This is a genomic window from Bradyrhizobium sp. USDA 4503, from assembly GCF_054055815.1.
Map to the genome: position 1 here is coordinate 6,937,272 of NZ_JBSRXS010000001.1, position 16,758 is coordinate 6,954,029.

Below are 16,758 nucleotides of genomic sequence, written 5' to 3' on the forward strand. Positions count from 1 at the left end.
TCAGTGTGTGGCTGCAGTGGCGTGGCGGCTGACGCGCTTACCCCGGCAGATCGGTCTTCCCCATCAGGAAGGTGTCGATCGAGCGCGCGCACAGGCGGCCTTCTCGGATCGCCCAGACCACCAGCGACTGGCCGCGGCGCATGTCGCCGGCAGAGAAGATCTTCGCGCGCGAGGTCTGGTAGTCCTGCAGGGAGGCGCGGACGTTGCCGCGCTGGTCGAGCTCGACGCCCAGCGTCTTGAGCAGCCCTTCGTGCACCGGATGGACGAAGCCCATCGCCAGCAGCACGAGCTCGGCGTCGAGCGTGAACTCGGTGCCGGGCAGCGGCTTGAACTTGTCGTCGACCTTGACGCAATGCAGCTTCGTCACCTTGCCGTCGACGCCTTCGAACTTGGTCGTCAGCACGGCGTATTCGCGCACCGCCCCTTCGGCCTGGCTCGACGACGTCCGCATCTTCAGCGGCCAGTTCGGCCAGGTCACGCCCTTGTTCTCGTGCTCGGGCGGCGCCGGCATGATCTCGAGCTGGGTCACCGACGTTGCGCCTTGCCGGAACGAGGTGCCGATGCAGTCCGATCCGGTGTCGCCGCCGCCGATCACGACGACATGCTTGCCGCCGGCGAGGATGTCGGCGGCGCCGTTCAGCGGCTCGCCGGAGACGCGGCGGTTCTGCTGCGGCAGGAAGTCCATCGCGAAGTGGATGCCGGAAAGCTCGCGGCCGGGGATCGGCAGGTCGCGCGGGGCTTCCGCGCCGCCGGTCAGCGCCACGGCGTCATACTGCTTGGCGAGCTCCTGCGGATCGATCGCGCCCGGCGTCGAGCCGCCGACGGCCTTGCCGTAATGGAAGGTGACGCCCTCGGCCTCCATCTGCGCCACGCGGCGGTCGATGATGCCCTTCTCCATCTTGAAGTCGGGAATGCCGTAGCGCAGCAGGCCGCCGGCCTTGGCGAACTTCTCGTAGACATGCACCTCGTGGCCGGCGCGCGCGAGTTGCTGCGCGGCGGCCATGCCGGCGGGACCCGAGCCGATCACGGCGACCTTCTTGCCGGTCTTCTGCGCCGCGATCTCCGGCTTCACCCAGCCATTGTCCCAGGCGCGGTCGACGATCGCGCATTCGATGGTCTTGATGGTGACCGGGTTGTCGTCGATGTTGAGCGTGCAGGACGCCTCGCAAGGCGCCGGGCAGATGCGGCCGGTGAATTCGGGGAAATTGTTGGTCGAGTGCAGATTGCGCGAGGCCTCTTCCCAGTTGCCCTGATAGACGAGGTCGTTGAAATCGGGGATCTGGTTGTTGACCGGGCAGCCCGGCGTGCCCGGCGCGGTCGAGCCGGTGCCGTGGCAATAGGGAATGCCGCAATTCATGCAGCGCGCGGCCTGGTCGCGCGTGTCCTTCTCGCTCAGCGGAATGACGAATTCCCTGAAGTTCTTGAGTCGATCGGCGACCGGCTCGTACTTGCGGTCATGCCGCTCGATCTCGAGAAAACCTGTGATCTTACCCATTGAAACCCGATGCCCCTGCATCTCAGTTGTTCCGTCATTCCGGGCTGCGCCGAAGGCGCAGACCCGGAATCTTGAAGTTGCCTTGCGAGATTCCGGGTTCGCGCCTTGCGCGCCCCGGAATGACGCGTGATGAACCCTACGCGCCGATCGCGATCTTCGGCTCGGCGTCGGCGTTCGCCTTCATTTCCTTCAGCGCGCGGCGGTACTCGACCGGCATCACCTTGCGGAATTTCGGCAGCCAGCTCTTCCAGTCGGCGAGGATCTCCGCCGCCTTCTTCGAACCCGTCAGCTTGGCGTGACGCGTGATCAGGACGTGCAGCCGCTCCACGTCGGAGTCGAGCAGGTTCTGGAACACGTCGACCCGGCCATGCGCCTCGAGATCGCCGGAGTGGTGGTAGGTGTCGGCGTTGATCATCTCCTCCGACAGCACCGGCTCGAGTTCGACCATCGAAAGATTGCACAGCTTGTCGAAGTCGCCGGCCTCGTCCAGCACATAGGCGATGCCGCCGGACATGCCGGCCGCGAAGTTGCGTCCGGTCTTGCCGAGCACCACGACGATGCCGCCGGTCATGTATTCGCAGCAATGATCGCCGGCGCCCTCGACGACCGCGACCGCGCCGGAGTTGCGCACCGCGAAGCGCTCGCCGGCGATGCCGCGGAAGTAGCACTCGCCCGCGATCGCGCCGTACATCACGGTGTTGCCGACGATGATCGACTCTTCCGGCACAATGCCGGAGATCTTCGGCGGCTTGACGATGATGCAGCCGCCCGAGAGGCCCTTGCCGACATAGTCGTTGCCTTCACCCTCGAGCTCGAAGGTGACGCCCTTGGCGAGCCAGGCGCCGAACGCCTGTCCCGCCGTGCCCTTCAGGCCGACATGGATGGTGTCGAGCGGCAGGCCGGCATGGCCGTAGATCTTGGCCACCGCGCCCGACAGCATCGCGCCGGCGGAACGGTCGGTGTTGTTGATCTCTTCCTCGATCTTGACCGGGGCGCCGCGATCGAGCGCGGCCTGCGCCTTCTCGATCAGCCGGCGGTCGAGCACGGCTTCCAGATGATGGTTCTGGCTCTCCGAGTGATAGATCGTCTGGCCCTTCTCCTCCTTCTGCCGCACGAACAGCTTGGAGAAATCGAGGCCCTTGGCCTTCCAGTGCGAGACCAGCGCGGTCTGGTCCAGCATCTGGACCTGGCCGACCATCTCGTCGAACGTCTTGTAGCCGAGCTGCGCCATGATCTCGCGGACTTCCTCGGCGACGAAGAAGAAGTAGTTGATGACGTGCTCGGGCTGGCCGGTGAAGCGCTTGCGCAGCACCGGATCCTGGGTCGCGACGCCGACCGGGCAGGTGTTGAGGTGGCACTTGCGCATCATGATGCAGCCCGCCGCGATCAGGGGGGCGGTGGCGAAGCCGAACTCGTCGGCCCCGAGCAGCGCGCCGATCACGACGTCACGGCCGGTGCGGAAGCCGCCATCGACCTGGACCGCGATGCGGCTGCGCAGCTGCTGGCGCACCAGCGTCTGATGGGTCTCGGCAAGACCGATCTCCCACGGCGAGCCGGCATGCTTGATCGAGGTCAGCGGCGAGGCACCGGTGCCGCCCTCGAAGCCCGCGATCGTGACATGGTCGGCGCGCGCCTTGGCGACGCCTGCGGCAACCGTGCCGACGCCGACTTCCGACACCAGCTTGACCGAGACCTGGCCGTCCGGATTGACGTTCTTGAGGTCGTAGATCAGCTGGGCGAGGTCTTCGATCGAGTAGATGTCGTGATGCGGCGGCGGCGAGATCAGGCCGACGCCCGGCGTCGAATGCCGGACGCGGGCAATCGTCGCGTCGACCTTGTGGCCGGGCAACTGGCCGCCTTCGCCGGGCTTCGCGCCCTGCGCCATCTTGATCTGCATCATGTCGGAGTTGACGAGGTATTCCGTCGTCACGCCGAACCGGCCCGAGGCGACCTGCTTGATCGCCGAGCGCATCGAGTCGCCGTTGGGCATCGGCTTGAAGCGGTCGGACTCCTCGCCGCCTTCGCCGGTGTTCGACTTGCCGCCGATCCGGTTCATCGCGATCGCGAGCGTGGTGTGCGCCTCGCGCGAGATCGAGCCGAACGACATCGCGCCGGTCGAGAACCGCTTGACGATGTCCTTGGCCGGCTCGACGTCCTCGAGCTTGACCGGCTTGCGCTTGTCGTCCTCGGCGCTCTTGATCCGGAACAGGCCGCGCAGCGTCAAGAGACGCTCGGACTGCTCGTTGAGGATCTTGGCGAACGCCCGGTAGCGCTCCTGCGAATTGCCACGCACGGCATGCTGCAGCGTCGAGACCGATTCCGCGGTCCAGGCGTGGTCCTCGCCACGGGTGCGGTAGGCATATTCGCCGCCGACATCGAGCGCGCTTTTGTAGATCTGGCCGTCGCCGAACGCGTCGGTATGACGCCGCACGGTCTCCTCGGCGATTTCGCCGAGGCCGACGCCCTCGATTCGGGTGTGGGTGCCGGCGAAATACTTGGCGACGAAGTCGGCCTTCAGGCCGACCGCGTCGAAGATCTGCGCGCCGCAATAGGACTGGTAGGTCGATATGCCCATCTTGGACATCACCTTGAGCAGGCCCTTGCCGATCGACTTGATGTAGCGCTTGACGATCTCGTAGTCGTCGAGCGCGCCGGGCAGCCGGTCCTTCATCGCGAGGATGGTTTCGAACGCGAGATAGGGGTTGATCGCTTCGGCGCCGTAGCCGGCGAGGCAGGCGAAGTGATGCACCTCGCGCGGCTCACCGGATTCTACGACGAGGCCGACCGAGGTGCGCAGGCCGGTGCGGATCAGGTGATGATGCACGGCGGCGCAGGCCAGCAGCGACGGGATCGGAATCCGGTCGGTGCCGGTCATGCGGTCCGACAGGATGATGATGTTGATGCCCTCGCGCACCGCGCCCTCGGCACGTGCGCAGAGCTCGTCGAGCACCTGCTCCATGCCCGCCGCGCCGAACCCGGCGTGGAAGGTGGTGTCGAGCGTGCGCGACTTGAAGTGGGTCTCGGCGACGTCGGAGATCGAACGGATCTTTTCCAGATCCGCGTCGGTCAGGATCGGCTGCCGCACCTCGAGGCGCTTGGTCGAGGCGACGCCCTGCAGGTCGAACAGGTTCGGCCGCGGCCCGATGATCGAGACGAGGCTCATGACGATTTCCTCGCGGATCGGATCGATCGGCGGGTTCGTCACCTGCGCGAAGTTCTGCTTGAAGTAGGTGAACAACTGCTTCGGCCTGTCCGACAGCGCCGAGATCGGCGTGTCGTTGCCCATCGAGCCCGCGGCTTCCTCGCCGGTGGCCGCCATCGGCGTCATCAGGATCGCGATGTCTTCCTGGCTGTAGCCGAACGCCTGCTGCCGATCGAGCAGCGGCAGGTTGGAGCGCACGCCCTTGGCCGGCGCATCCGGCAGCTCCTCGAGCTGGATCTGGGTGCGATGCAGCCAGTCGCTGTAGGGATGGCTCTTGGCGAGGTCGGCCTTGATCTCGTCGTCGGGAATCAGGCGGCCCTGCTCGAGGTCGACGAGCAGCATCTTGCCGGGTTGCAGCCGCCACTTGGTGACGATCTGGTCCTCCGGAATCTTCAGCACGCCCATTTCGGACGCCATCACGATGCGGTCGTCCTTGGTGACGAGGTAGCGCGCCGGGCGCAGGCCGTTGCGATCGAGCGTGGCGCCGATCTTGCGGCCGTCGGTGAAGGCGATTGCGGCCGGGCCGTCCCACGGCTCCATCAGCGCGGCATGATATTCGTAGAACGCGCGGCGCTGCTCATCCATCAGGGGATTGCCGGCCCACGCTTCCGGAATCATCATCATCACGGCGTGCGGCAGCGAGTAGCCGCCCTGCACCAGGAATTCGAGCGCGTTGTCGAAGCAGGCGGTGTCGCTCTGGCCTTCATAGGAGATCGGCCACAGGCGGCTGATGTCCTTGCCGTAGAGCTCCGAATGCACCGAAGCCTGTCGCGCCGCCATCCAGTTGACGTTGCCGCGCAGCGTGTTGATCTCGCCGTTATGGGCGATCATCCGGTAGGGATGCGCCAGCGACCAGGTCGGGAAGGTGTTGGTCGAGAAGCGTTGATGCACCAGCGCCAGCGCGCTGTCGAAGTCGGCCTCATGCAGGTCGGGATAGTACTTGCCGAGCTGGTCGGCGAGGAACATGCCCTTGTAGATCACGGTGCGGCACGACAGCGAGCACGGATAGTAGCCCGCCATGCCGCGGTCGCGGCGCTGATAGATCGCCTGCGAGATCGACTTGCGCAGGATGTAGAGGTGGCGCTCGAAATCGTCCTCGGTCTTGGCCGCACCATTGCGGCCGATGAAGACCTGCATGTGGTAGGGCTCGGTCGGCTTCACGGTGACGCCGAGCGATGAATTGTCGCTGGGCACGTCGCGCCAGCCGAGCAGCTTGAAGCCCTCGTTCTTGATCTCGTCGGCGATGATGCTCTTGATCACGTTCCGCCACGCGGCATCGCGCGGCATGAACAGCGCGCCGATGGCGTATTCGCCGGGCTGCGGCAGCTTGAAGCCGAGCTCCGCGGTCTTGCGCGCGAAGAAGGCGTGCGGGATCTGCACCAGGATGCCGGCGCCGTCACCGGCGCGCGGGTCGGCGCCGACGGCGCCGCGATGCTCGAGGTTGCACAGGATGTTCAGCGCGTCGGAGACGATCTGGTGCGACTTCTGGCCCTTGATGTTGGCGATGAAGCCGACGCCGCAGGAATCCTTTTCCAGGCTGGGATCGTACAGGCCCTCGGCTTCGGGGCGCCAAGTATGCAACTCACGCGCGGGCTCGGCGGCTTTCGAGTCCGCGGTCGCCGACAGCGTTCCTGCCACGATGTTTTCGCGCTCGAATTCCGACCCGCTCATGTGTCCTCTCCCTTTCGTAAGGGCCCCACCGTATTTGGCGCACCTTGGACGTTGCGGCACCCACCGGGCCACCGCTCGTCCGCCGCGAGCCGCATTTTCCTAAATTCAGACGACGGGCGTTTCAACGTCCCCTGAGGGACGGCCCTGCCTGCAGCATTCTCGGAGCTCGGGGCGCCGAGGTCTCGTTGCAATCCCTATGCCGGGATGGCCTCGAAATTGAGACAGCTTTACTGTCCTAACTTCGACCTTGCCAAATTTTTGTCTATCACACAAGCGCGAGGAAGTCCTCGCCCGCATGCTCGGATCGAACGGCTCGACGGGCATGTGGCGCCCCCGATTCGAAGCAAACACGCCGTGATCTGGCCCAAGGAGGGACCAAGGACCGCCGAATTTGAAACTGAAGTTTTGCCCCGGGCAAGCCGGCAAGAGAGCGGAAACGCTCCAGGGCGGGGCAGACAGGAGTTACGGCGATGAAGTTGTTCACAGGTTCGGTTGCTGCCGCCGCCCTCGCGCTCAGCGCAGCCTCGGCCGAGGCCCAGCTGGCGACGTCCGCCCGGATCGGCAGCCCGCTTCTGGTCAGGGTATCCGACATGGACGGGCCCTATGCCGCCATGCCCGAGGTTCCGCCGCCGCCGCGCTTTGGCCGGGTCCCGAGCCTGTTGCCGCCGGTCGAGGTCTATACCGTGCTCCGCGAGAACGGCTATCTGCCGCTTGGCGCGCCCCGACAGCGCGGGTTCGTCTACACGATCTCGGTGATCGACCAGGGCGGCGACGACGGCAGGCTGGTGATCGATGCCCGCGACGGCCACATCATCCGCTTCACGCCGGCCTCCCGGCTCGGCGACAATTACGAAGAGGAAATGAGCGCGACCGACGGTCCCGTCGGGCCGATGCCGCGGCCGATCCAGGCCCGGGTGCCGCGCCCGCCACTCCCCATCCCGCATGTCGCCAGCCGCGTGCCGGTGCCGAAGCGGAACCCACTGGGGGCCAAAGCCCAGGTTCCGGCGGCTCAGGTTCCGGCGACCCAGGCTCCGGCGGCAGCCCAAGCGCCGGCGGCAGCCCAGGCTCCCGCCCCGGCGGCCCAGGCCGCCGTCCCGCAGGCGGCCACGCCGCAGCCTGCCCAGGCAGCTGCACCCGCGACGGCCGAGCAGGCCGCAGCCCCGAAGCCGGCCGAGGCCCAGGCTGCGCAGCAAGCCGTCCAGCAAGCCGAGGCTCCGACCGTCGGTCAGGGTGCGCCGCCGCCGGCGCCCGCTCCCGCGATCCTGCCGACCCAGGCAATGCCCAAGGTGCAGGGATTGGAGTAGCGGTTACCGGCAACAAAAAACGCCCCGGTTTCCCGGGGCGTTTTCGCGATCAGCCAATATCTGCTGACGCGGGGTTTGTTGCTTAGGCGGCGACCTTGCCGGCCGAGCCGTCAACGACCTGCGGAGCCTTCTCGCCGCCGCCGATCGGAATGCTGCGGGGCTTCTTGGCCTCGGGAATCTCGCGGACGAGATCGACGTGGAGCAGACCGTTCTCGAGCGAAGCGTTTTTCACCTGCACGAAGTCGGCAAGCTGGAAGACGCGCTCGAAGGCGCGGGAGGCGATGCCGCGATAGAGCACTTCGGCGCCGTTGCCGGAGTTCTCGTTGGCGGTTTTCTCGCCCTTGATCGTCAGCGTGTTCTCCTTCGCGACGATCGAAAGCTCGGCCTGCGAGAAGCCGGAGACCGCAACGCTGATCCGGTAAGCATTCTCGCCGGTGCGCTCGATGTTGTAGGGGGGATAGCCGGGGCTGCCGTCCGAGGTCACCTGATCGAGCAGGTTGAAGAGGCGGTCGAAGCCGACGGTGGAACGATAGAACGGAGTGAGGTCGTAGCTACGCATAGGAATAGTCCTCCATTGAGCGACTGTTTCAGTTACCCGCCCGCCATCGGGCCGGGCTTAGATGTGTGCAGCCTGATGTTTCGGTTCCGAAGCACTGGTAGCGGCCTGCACGGAAATGATATGGGAGGGGTCACGTCGCGTTCAAGAGGCGGAAACCGCGTCGCATTTTTCGGCGCCGGCGTCCTTGATCTCCACCCTGTCTCACCACTCCGGTCCCCTTCATGACGCTCGTCTCGATTCCCGCCAACCCGGTTCCGGACGACGTTGTCAGTGGTACCATCAAGACACCAGACGGGGCCGAGCTGCGCTTTGCGCGCTGGGCGCCGCCGCCCGGCCGCAAGGGCACGGTCTGCGTGTTCGGCGGGCGCGGCGAGATGATCGAAAAATATTTCGAGACCGTGCGCGATCTGCGCGACCGTGGCTTTGCGGTGGCGATGATCGACTGGCGCGGGCAGGGCCACTCGTCGCGCCGGCTGCGCGATCCCCGCAAGGGCTATGTGCGCGACTTCGCCGACTACGAGGTCGACGTCGAGACCTTCGTGCAGCAGGTGGTGCTGCCGGATTGCCCGCCGCCCTATTTCGCGCTGGCGCATTCGATGGGCGGTGCGGTGATGCTGCGCCTCGCGCATGCCGGCAAGCGCTGGTTCGACCGCATGGTGCTGTCGGCGCCGATGATCGACCTGCCGCGCCGCCGCGTGTCGTTCTTCCCGAGCGCGCTGCTTCGGATCATGCGGCTGGCCGGGCAGGGCGGCCGCTATGTTCCCGGCGGTAGCGACGAACTGGTCGGCCTCGCGCCCTTCATCGGCAATCCCGTCACCAGCGATCCGGTGCGCCATGCCCGCAACGCGGCGATCCTGGAAGAAGAGCCGACGCTCGGCATCGCGGCGCCGACGATCGCATGGGCCGACACCGCGTTCACCGCGATGCGCACCTTCCGCGGCACGTCGTATCCGTCCGAAATCCGCCAGCCGATCCTGATGCTGGCGGCGAGCAATGACGAGGTGGTGTCGACGGCCGCGATCGAGGAGTTCGCCTATCACTTGCGCGCCGGTTCGCATCTGGTGATCGCCGGCTCCAAGCACGAAATCCTGCAGGAGCAGGACCGCTACCGCGGCCAATTCTGGGCGGCGTTCGATGCGTTCGTGCCGGGCACGCCGCTGTTCAAGTGAAACATGGCGTTTTCGAGCGAAGGGGAAACCGGTTCGCGTGAAGAAAACGCGTCCAACAAAAATCTAGCGCTGTAGCAGCGCGACGATCCGGTCAGGAAAGCGCTTGTCCACGAACAGCGTCCTGACCTCGGCGACGCTGAGATAGCGGTCCTTGCCTTCGCCCTTGCCCATGATGTCGAGCAGCACCGGCCACTCGCCTAGCATCAGGAGCGGATAGTAGCAGTGCAGGATGCCGTAGGACGGCGGATGCTCGTCCTTGGCGCGCTGGAAGTTCGCCGCCATGAAGGTCTTGATCTCGGCGGCCGACAGCCCGCGTTCGACGCTGCCGTCGGGTGCCTTGTGGTCGCTGCCGAAGGTCGCGAGCCGCGCGATCTCGTCCTCATGGACCACCGCGTGCTGGTCGAGGATGCGCGAGCCGGCGCCGTGCTTGTCGAGCGGGCCGTTGCGTAACGCGTCGAGAATGGCGCCCTGGAACAGGCTGCGCAGCTGGCTGAAAGGACCGAGGCCGTTGGCGATCTGCGCCACCATGAAGATCTTCGCCTGCGCGGTGAATCCCTCGAAGCCGGTCTTGCCGGTTGCGCGCCCGATGGTCCCGGTCAGTTCAGGCAGCGGCACGATATGGCCGCCGACATAGTTGCCGGCGACGAGCGCCCGCAGGAACGGGCAGGGATTGTCAGGAGAAATCTGCGGGGCGGGCGCCGCGCTTGCAGCCGTATCGGACATCAAACCACATCCTGAAAAGCTTCAGCTTAAAAAGCATCCATTACCGGTGGATGAATTCGCTCAGGAGTCGACGGCGAATTTCGAGGTGGATGCAACCAGAGCGAGTTTGCCGAACGGCAGCCCGGCTTTCAAGAGGCCGTCGCGATAATGCGCGATGTCGGCCGGGTTCTTCCAGTGGAAATTGCGCAAGTGACGCTCGACCGTCAGCTCGGGATGGTTGGCGAGCAGGGCCTCGGCCGCCTGCGCGGCCTCGTCGGCGCGGCCGAGCTGGGCGAGCGCTGCGGTGCGCACCGCAAGGCACTGCAGATGGTTCGGGTTCAGATACAGCCCCTCGCGCGACCACGACAGCGACGCGTCATATTGCCCGAGCAGATAATGGCTGAACGCGTTCAGCGCCGCCCATTGGTAGCGCGGGTCGCTGTTGCCGCGCTGGACCGCCGTCGAGAACAGATCGACCGCCTTGCGATGGTCGCCGATCACCATGTGGCAGATTCCCAGCACGCCGCGCGCGCCCATGTCGTAGGGGTTGAGCTCGATCGCCCGCTTGATGGCGTCCATCGCGGCTTCGTAATGGCCCTGCATCGCGTGCAGATAGGCCAGCAGCGAAAACGCGAACGAGGAGCGCGGGTCGAGCCGCACGCTGCTCTCGGCCAGGCTGACCGACGAGGCCCACAATTCGCGCGTGCTCGGAATCCAGCCGAACTGGATGCTCTGGATCTGAATCAGCGCCAGATAGGCGCGCGCGATCGACAGCGCGGGGTCGAGCTCGATCGCTTCCTTGAACAGCGCGATCGCGGTTTCGCAATCGTCCTTGGTCTGCTGGTAGTAGTGCGACAGCCCCTTCAGGAAGCGATCCCACGCCGTCAGTTCGGCGTTCGGCGAGCGCGCCGGTGCCGATGCTTCGGCGCGATAGATCTCCTGCGCGACGGCGGCGGAGAGATTCGCGGTGATCTCGTCCTGCATCGCGAACAGGTCGCCCATGTCGCGGTCGTAGCGGCCGGTCCACAGCTGCTCGCCCTTCTCGGGCGCGATCAGCTCGGCGGAGACGCGGATCTTGTTGCCGGCGCGCCGTACCGAACCCTGGATCAGATAGGTCGCGTCGATCTCGCGCGCGATCAGCCGCGTCGAGACGTTCTTGCCCTTGTAGGCGAAGGTCGAGTTGCGGCTCAGCACGCGGTAGAAGGATTGCAGCGACAGCGCGTGGATCAGGTCCTCGGTCAGGCCGTCCGAGAAATATTCGTCGGCGCCGCCGCTCAGATTGTCGAACGGCAGCACGCCGACGATTGCGGTCCGGTATTGCCCCGGCAGATGCGGGCCGTCGTCCGGAACCTGCTCCTGGGCATCGGATCCGGCCGGCGCCCAAGTCCAGACATTGACCGGCTCGGCGATGTTCTTGAAGCGGTGCGGGCCGGCGTCGACGAGGGTGACGGCAAGCCGCCGTCCCGCTTCGGTGCGGGCCTTGTCCGACACCGCGATGCCGCCGGGCGTTGCGACCGTCTCGAGACGGACTGCGATGTTGACGTCGTCGCCGAACACCTCGTCCTCGTCGGCCATCACGTCGCCCATGTGGACGCCCATCCGGAAGTGCATGGCGCGGTCGGCCGGCAAATGTTCGTTGCGCTCGGCCATCAGGGTCTGCATCGCGACGGCGGCCTCGATCGCGCCGATGATGCTCGGAAATTCCAAGAGGAAGCCATCGCCGGTGTTTTTGACGATTCGGCCGCCATGGTTGAGGATGATCGGGTAAATCGCGCTGCGGTGCGCCTTGAACGAGGCATGCGTCCCCGCCTCGTCGGCACCCATCATGCGGGAATAGCCGGCGATGTCAGCGCAAAGAATGGCAGCGAGCCGTCTTTCCATGTCTCCTGTGCCCTGGAATGGCCACTTAGCCGAGGTGACCGAATCCGATACTTACAAGACAGGCCGGGTCCGGCGGAAGCCCGGTTTGCAGGCACCTATAATGCATAGTAGCAGGAATTGGCATGCGACCAACGGATCGTACAGTGGTTTCTCTACTGAATTCGTGTGTCGCTGGGATGGCGCCGGCTGGCTGATCATCCTTTCCGGGCGGTTACTTGCATAGGTTAATCTCACTGCCATGCTGGGAATTCACGAACTTTGGCTGTTTGTCCTGTCCGGCCTGCTGCTCAACGTCACACCGGGGCCGGATACCGCCTATATCATCGGGCGCACGATTCAGCTCGGATGGCGCGGCGGAGCCGCTGCGGCGATGGGAATCAGCTGCGGCTGCCTGGTTCATGTGCTGGGTGCGGCGATCGGGCTGTCGGCGCTGCTGATGGCCTCGTCGACCGCGTTCCTGGTCGTCAAGCTGGTCGGCGCGGCCTATCTGGTGCTGACCGGTCTGCAGATGCTGCTGGCGCGCGCCAGGCCAGTCGCTGACATCACGGGGCAGGGCGGCGAGACCTCGATCTCGCGTGTGTTCTGGCAGGGGGCGCTGACCAATATCCTCAACCCCAAGGTGGCGCTGTTCTTCCTGGCTTTCCTGCCGCAATTCGTGGCGGCCGATTCGCCGCACAAGACGCTCGCCTTCCTGGTGCTCGGCCTGATCTTCATCACCGGCGGCACGCTGTGGTGCCTTGGCCTTGCGGCCTTCGCGGCGCGGGCTGCCGGCCACATCAGGCAATCGGCCGGCGTGATCGCCTGGATCAACCGCTCGCTCGGCGCGCTCTTCATCTATCTCGGCGTCCGCGTCGCGACGCTGGAGGCGCGCTAGCTCGCGCCTTGAGGCTCTCGCTTTGCCGCTCTAGCCGTGGATCTTGAGCAGTGCGCTGCCGGCGAGATAGATGCCGAGCAGGATCATCGCGATCAGGAACCAGCGGCGGAACACCTCGGGGTGCATCCGTGTGCGAACCGCCTGGCCGATGAACATGCCGGTGAACGACGCCGCCATCGCGACCGCGCCCGGCAGCGCGGTGGCTGCCGTCAGCAGGCCCGATGCCGTGAGGTTGAAGGCGAGCGCCACGGTCGCAGTGGTGAAGAACACGCCGAGCGCCTGCACCAGTTCGTCCTTCTCCATGCCGATCGCCTGCATGAAAGGCATCGAGGGGATGACCTGAACGCCGGTCGCCGCCGAGATCAGCCCGGTGATGACGCCGACGATGCCGCCGATCCATTTCTCGTCGCGCTGCGCGATCTTGAAGCTGAACCTGCTCAGGCCGACGATCGCGTAGATCACCAGCAGCACGCCCAGCACGACGGTGCCGTAGGCCGCGTAAGGCCCGGTCAGCAGCCCGGCATTGATCCAGATGCCCGCCACGGTGCCGAGCATCAACGGCCACAGCCGCTTGATGATGTCGCGCAGATAGGGGCCGACGAAGGTCTGCCAGATATTGGTGACGATCGCCGGCACGATCACGATAGCAATCGCCTGGCCCGGCGCCATCGTGGTTGCGAGCAGCCCCATCGCGACCGTCGGCAGGCCGAGGCCGAGCGTCCCCTTGACGAAGCCGGCGAGCAGGAAGGCGAAAGCGATGAAGATCAGGAGATGGTCGACCATGGCGGCACATTGACCGATCGATGCGAACGGCACAATCTGGAGGTTACGGAGTTAGCCTTCGGACGACCCGAAGGTATGGGGTGGGAAACGTCATGCGGTTCGACCTGACCGATTTGCAATTGTTCATCGCGGTTTCCGATGCGCGCAGCATCACCCAGGGCGCGGCGCGCGCGAACCTTGCGCTGGCTTCGGCTAGCGAGCGGATCAAGGGCCTCGAGGAAGTGCTCGGCGTCGCGCTGCTCAAGCGCGGCCGCCGCGGCGTCGAACTTACTGCGGCGGGCGAGAGCTTGCTCGGCCACGCCCGCATCGTGATCCACAATGTCGAGGCGCTGCAAAGCGATCTCGCCGCCTATGCCAGCGGCGTGCGCGCCAACGTGCTGCTGCTCGCCAACACCTCGGGCCTGTCGGAGCATCTGCCGCGCGCGCTCGCGGCCTTCCTGCACGAGCATCCCGATATCAGCGTCGATGTCGAGGAGCGCGAGAGCACCGATATCGCGACCGCGATCGCCAGCGGCGCCGCCGATCTCGGCTTCGCCGCGGAGCACGCGCTGCCCGACAGCGTCGAGCGCTTCCTGTTCAGCGAGGACCGCTTGATGCTGGTGGCGTCGCGGCGCGGCGATCTCGGCGGCCGCCGCCAGATCGACTTCCAGGAAGTGGTCGGCCGCGATTTCGTCGGCCTCACGGCAACATCCGCGCTGCAGGTTCATATCTCGCGGCATGCCGCAAAGCTCGGGGCGCGGCTGCGCTTCCGCGCCCGCCTGCGCGGCTTCGACGCGATCTGCCAGATGGTCGCCGCCGATGTCGGCATCGCCGTGATCCCGGAGACCGCGGCGCGGCGCTGCGCGGCGTCGATGCCGATCACGACGATAAGGATCCGCGACGCCTGGGCCAACCGCCGGCTGACGATCTGCGCGCGCAGCTTCAAGGCGCTGCCGCGGGCGGCCAAGCAACTTGTGGACTATCTGCGCGCAGAAGCGCAGCGCTGACGGCTGGCTCATTTCGTCGTCACCACGCCGGCGTCCTGGATCACCTTCGCCCATTTCCTGATGTCGGCGGCGATGAAGTCGCGGAAATGCTCCGGCGTGTCGCCGGCCAGCGTCAGGCCTTGCTCGGCGAGCTTCTGCTTGACCATCGGATCGGCCATCGCCGCGGTGGCGAGCTGGTTCAGCCTTGCGACGATCGCGGGCGGCGTGCGTGCGGGCGCGACCATGCCGTACCAGTTCTCGATGACCAGTTCGGGCATGCCGGCCTCGGCGGTGGTCGGCACGTCGGGTGCGGTCGGCGCGCGTTCGCGCCCACCGAGCGCGATTGGCCGCAGCGCGCCCGCCTTGATCTGCGGCAGGATCACCGGCAGGTCGAGGAAGGTCATCTGCACCTGCTGACCCAACAGGTCGTTCACCGCCGGCGCGGCGCCGCGATAGGGCACGTGCACGATGTCGATCTTGGCCGTCAGCTTGAACAATTCGCAGGCGAGATGCGGCAGGCTGCCGGGGCCGGAGGAGGCGAAGTTGAGCTTACCCGGCTGCGCCCTGGCGAGCGCGACCAGTTCGTTCATGTTCCTCGCCGGCACGTTGGCGGCGACCACCAGCATCTCCGGCACGGTCGCGACCAGCGTCACCGGCGCGAGATCCTTCAGCGTGTCGTAGGCAACCCTCTCCATGCTGGGGCTGATCGCCAGCGCGCCGGCGCTCGCGATCGCCACCGTGTAGCCGTCGGGCGCCGCCTTCGCGACCGCGTCGGTGCCGAGCACGCCGCCCTGGCCGGCGCGGTTGTCGACGATCACGGGCTGCCTTGCGAGCTCCGAGATCTTCTGCCCGATCACCCGCGCGATGATGTCGTTCGGCCCGCCGGGCGGGAACGGCACGATCAGCCGGAGCGGCTTGGTCGGGAAATCCTGGGCGAAAGCCGTGACGGGCGCGAGAAGCAGGAGAAGGGCTGCCAGCAGCCTGCCGCGCATCGTCATGTCGCCCATCCCTGGCTTTTCTGGTTGCGGTCAGGATGGGCGCAGATCAGACGCCCGGCAACTCAAGAATCAGGCAGGGAACTCAGGCGTTCAAAAGCTTCATCGCCGCTTCGTGCACGCGCGGGTCGCCGGCCGCGATGATTCGGCCGCCGCTTTGCGCCGGCTTGCCGTCCCAGGTGGTGACGACGCCGCCGGCGCCGGTGATGATCGGGATCAGGCCGGCAATGTCGTAAGGCTTCAGCTCGGTCTCGACCACGAGGTCGAGATGACCGGCGGCGAGCATGCAATAGGAGTAGCAGTCGCCGCCATAGCGCGACAGGCGCGCTGCATTCTCGATGCGGCCGAAGCGGGTGCGGTCATCCGGATTCATCAGCAGCGGGCTCGTGGTGAAGACGGTCGCTTCCTTCAGCGAGGCGCAGCGCCGTACCGAGAGCCGCCGTTCGCCCGACGGGCCGGAGTAATGCGCCGAGCCGTTGTCGCCGGAGAAGCGCTCGCCGATATAGGGCTGGTGCATCATGCCGAATACCGGCGTACCTTTGTGCAGCAGCGCGATCAGCGTGCCCCAGATCGGAAAGCCGGCGATGAAGGATTTCGTGCCGTCGATCGGATCGAGCACCCAGACATAGTCGGCGTCCTCGCGCTCATTGCCGAACTCCTCGCCGACGATGCCGTGTTGGGGGAAGTTCGACTTGATCAGCCGCCGCATCACGGCTTCCGCCGCCCGGTCGGCCTCGGTGACCGGATCGAAATCGTTCGAGCTCTTGTTGTCGACCGAGAGCGAGGTGCGGAAGAAGGGCAGGATGGTTTCGCCGGATGCGGTCGCAAGGCGGCCGATGAAGGCGGTAAAGTCGATGACCGTCACGGCATGTCCCTGAACTGCGCAAACGACGCGGTAGAAATCGGATGCGGTCTTGCCTAGCTCAATCCGGCGCGGCGCGCACGATTAACGGAGTGTTATCCAGCCCGATGACGCGGTTCCGGACTTTCGATTTGGCTTCGGATTCGAAAGCGCCCCGGGTCCCGGTCTCGATCACGAAGTTGCGAATTCTGGTATACAAGCTATGCGCAGAGCGCTGCCCGCCCGGGGGCTTTCCTTGTAAGATATTGATCCTACATACGGAAAGCCGCTCCTGCCGGCCTGTTGCAGTTTCGCCA

The 16,758-nt window shown here is 66.0% G+C and carries 12 protein-coding genes; 4 read left to right on the forward strand and 8 right to left on the reverse strand.

Translation table 11 applies throughout. The annotated features are described in order from the left end of the window. Positions 1-37 precede the first annotated feature (37 nt). A complete protein-coding gene (locus tag ACVMIH_RS33080; protein WP_456864690.1) occupies positions 38-1,495 on the reverse strand; it encodes a glutamate synthase subunit beta in 1,458 nt (485 codons plus the stop codon). A gap of 136 nt (positions 1,496-1,631) precedes the next feature. Beyond that, positions 1,632-6,368 (reverse strand): glutamate synthase large subunit, encoded by a 4,737-nt coding sequence (gltB, locus tag ACVMIH_RS33085; protein WP_057016248.1) that lies wholly within the window; start codon positions 6,366-6,368, stop codon positions 1,632-1,634. Positions 6,369-6,838: 470 nt separating this feature from the next. Here gltB and ACVMIH_RS33090 point away from each other — a divergent pair, with 470 nt between their 5' ends. Next, on the forward strand, positions 6,839-7,672 hold the full coding sequence (locus ACVMIH_RS33090) for a hypothetical protein (RefSeq protein ID WP_456783582.1): 834 nt from the start codon (positions 6,839-6,841) through the stop codon (positions 7,670-7,672). 82 nt (positions 7,673-7,754) lie between these two features. Here the strand turns inward: ACVMIH_RS33090 and ACVMIH_RS33095 are convergent, their stop codons facing one another. Next, a complete protein-coding gene (locus ACVMIH_RS33095) occupies positions 7,755-8,231 on the reverse strand; it encodes an Hsp20 family protein (protein ID WP_076827682.1) in 477 nt (158 codons plus the stop codon). A gap of 221 nt (positions 8,232-8,452) precedes the next feature. Here ACVMIH_RS33095 and ACVMIH_RS33100 point away from each other — a divergent pair, with 221 nt between their 5' ends. After that, a complete protein-coding gene (locus ACVMIH_RS33100) occupies positions 8,453-9,400 on the forward strand; it encodes an alpha/beta hydrolase (RefSeq protein ID WP_456864692.1) in 948 nt (315 codons plus the stop codon). A 63-nt stretch (positions 9,401-9,463) separates the two neighbouring features. Here ACVMIH_RS33100 and ACVMIH_RS33105 read toward each other — a convergent pair whose 3' ends face one another. Beyond that, positions 9,464-10,123 (reverse strand): hypothetical protein, encoded by a 660-nt coding sequence (locus ACVMIH_RS33105; protein WP_456864694.1) that lies wholly within the window; start codon positions 10,121-10,123, stop codon positions 9,464-9,466. Positions 10,124-10,183: 60 nt separating this feature from the next. Then, positions 10,184-11,983, reverse strand: a complete 1,800-nt coding sequence (locus ACVMIH_RS33110; protein WP_057016253.1) for an adenylate/guanylate cyclase domain-containing protein — start codon at positions 11,981-11,983, stop codon at positions 10,184-10,186. Positions 11,984-12,221: 238 nt separating this feature from the next. On the opposite strand from ACVMIH_RS33110, the gene ACVMIH_RS33115 reads away from it, so the two are divergent. Beyond that, positions 12,222-12,857: a LysE family translocator gene (locus ACVMIH_RS33115; RefSeq protein ID WP_057016254.1), complete on the forward strand. Its 636-nt coding sequence runs from the start codon at positions 12,222-12,224 to the stop codon at positions 12,855-12,857. A 30-nt stretch (positions 12,858-12,887) separates the two neighbouring features. Here the strand turns inward: ACVMIH_RS33115 and ACVMIH_RS33120 are convergent, their stop codons facing one another. Further along, a complete protein-coding gene (locus tag ACVMIH_RS33120; protein WP_057016255.1) occupies positions 12,888-13,640 on the reverse strand; it encodes a sulfite exporter TauE/SafE family protein in 753 nt (250 codons plus the stop codon). Between the two features lie 92 nt (positions 13,641-13,732). On the opposite strand from ACVMIH_RS33120, the gene ACVMIH_RS33125 reads away from it, so the two are divergent. Then, positions 13,733-14,626, forward strand: coding sequence for a LysR family transcriptional regulator (locus tag ACVMIH_RS33125; RefSeq protein WP_057016256.1), 894 nt, complete (start codon positions 13,733-13,735; stop codon positions 14,624-14,626). Positions 14,627-14,634: 8 nt separating this feature from the next. Here ACVMIH_RS33125 and ACVMIH_RS33130 read toward each other — a convergent pair whose 3' ends face one another. Both ACVMIH_RS33130 and hisN read right to left on the reverse strand, forming a co-directional pair. Beyond that, positions 14,635-15,603 (reverse strand): tripartite tricarboxylate transporter substrate binding protein, encoded by a 969-nt coding sequence (locus ACVMIH_RS33130; protein WP_456853292.1) that lies wholly within the window; start codon positions 15,601-15,603, stop codon positions 14,635-14,637. A gap of 82 nt (positions 15,604-15,685) precedes the next feature. Then, complete coding sequence (gene hisN / locus ACVMIH_RS33135) at positions 15,686-16,465, reverse strand: histidinol-phosphatase (protein WP_057016257.1); 780 nt, start codon at positions 16,463-16,465, stop codon at positions 15,686-15,688. Positions 16,466-16,758 lie beyond the last annotated feature (293 nt).

What these genes read in the sequence shown, in the direction of transcription:
- ACVMIH_RS33080 (WP_456864690.1), bottom strand. Translation starts at nt 1,495, where the DNA reads ATGGGTAAGATCACAGGTTTTCTCGAGATCGAGCGGCATGACCGCAAG.
- gltB (WP_057016248.1), bottom strand. Translation starts at nt 6,368, where the DNA reads ATGAGCGGGTCGGAATTCGAGCGCGAAAACATCGTGGCAGGAACGCTG.
- ACVMIH_RS33090 (WP_456783582.1), top strand. Translation starts at nt 6,839, where the DNA reads ATGAAGTTGTTCACAGGTTCGGTTGCTGCCGCCGCCCTCGCGCTCAGC.
- ACVMIH_RS33095 (WP_076827682.1), bottom strand. Translation starts at nt 8,231, where the DNA reads ATGCGTAGCTACGACCTCACTCCGTTCTATCGTTCCACCGTCGGCTTC.
- ACVMIH_RS33100 (WP_456864692.1), top strand. Translation starts at nt 8,453, where the DNA reads ATGACGCTCGTCTCGATTCCCGCCAACCCGGTTCCGGACGACGTTGTC.
- ACVMIH_RS33105 (WP_456864694.1), bottom strand. Translation starts at nt 10,123, where the DNA reads ATGTCCGATACGGCTGCAAGCGCGGCGCCCGCCCCGCAGATTTCTCCT.
- ACVMIH_RS33110 (WP_057016253.1), bottom strand. Translation starts at nt 11,983, where the DNA reads ATGGAAAGACGGCTCGCTGCCATTCTTTGCGCTGACATCGCCGGCTAT.
- ACVMIH_RS33115 (WP_057016254.1), top strand. Translation starts at nt 12,222, where the DNA reads ATGCTGGGAATTCACGAACTTTGGCTGTTTGTCCTGTCCGGCCTGCTG.
- ACVMIH_RS33120 (WP_057016255.1), bottom strand. Translation starts at nt 13,640, where the DNA reads ATGGTCGACCATCTCCTGATCTTCATCGCTTTCGCCTTCCTGCTCGCC.
- ACVMIH_RS33125 (WP_057016256.1), top strand. Translation starts at nt 13,733, where the DNA reads ATGCGGTTCGACCTGACCGATTTGCAATTGTTCATCGCGGTTTCCGAT.
- ACVMIH_RS33130 (WP_456853292.1), bottom strand. Translation starts at nt 15,603, where the DNA reads ATGACGATGCGCGGCAGGCTGCTGGCAGCCCTTCTCCTGCTTCTCGCG.